Annotated in this window: 1 protein-coding gene; it reads left to right on the plus strand. The window is 68.2% G+C overall.

Annotated features, from left to right (window positions below; all coding sequences use genetic code 11):
• On the plus strand, nucleotides 1-763 hold a 763-nt coding region (locus CAY82_RS27385), incomplete at both ends, for a penicillin-binding transpeptidase domain-containing protein (protein WP_256576338.1).

The raw sequence follows: 763 nt of genomic DNA on the forward strand, positions 1-763 counted from the left end.
GATGCTCGCGCTGATGGCCAACTCGACCTATCTGCAGGCCTTCCGGGCCGACGACCTGAACGGCCGCGACGACAACCGGCGGGTCCGCGACCAGCAGTTCTCGGTGGACCGCGGCCCGATCCTGATCGGCAACACCCCGATCGCGCGGAGCGTGGAGGTCAACGACCAGTACAAGTACCAGCGCACCTACTCCAGCGGCACGCTGTACGCACCGGTCACCGGGTACTACTCCTTCCAGTTCGGCCGGGCCGGCATCGAGCTCAACCAGAACAGCGAGCTGAACGGCTCCGACCCGTCACTGGCGTTCCGCCGGGTCGTCGACGTGCTCACCAACCGCCGGCAGCAGGGCGCGAGCGTCACGCTGACCCTGAACGCGGCAGCCCAGCAGGCGGCGTACAACGCGCTCGGCAACAAGAAGGGCGCGGTCGTCGCGATCGAGCCGAAGACCGGCAAGATCCTCGCCCTGGTCAGCCGGCCGTCGTACGACCCGAACGCGCTCGCCTCGCACGACCTGTCCAAGGCCGCCGCCACCTGGAACGCGCTGAACGCGAACGACGACAAGCCGGCGCTGAACAGGGCGGCCAGGGAGACCTATCCGCCGGGTTCGACGTTCAAGCTGGTCACCGCGGCGGCCGCGCTGTCCAGTGGCAAGTACAAGCCGGACACCCCGGTGAACTCACCGGCCGAGCTGCCATTGCCGCAGACCACCACTCCGCTGGTGAACGAGAACGGCCGTACCTGTGGTGGCAGCAACAACGCGACC

This window comes from Pseudomonas sp. SID14000 (assembly GCF_002165135.1).
Classification (GTDB): domain Bacteria; phylum Pseudomonadota; class Gammaproteobacteria; order Pseudomonadales; family Pseudomonadaceae; genus Aquipseudomonas.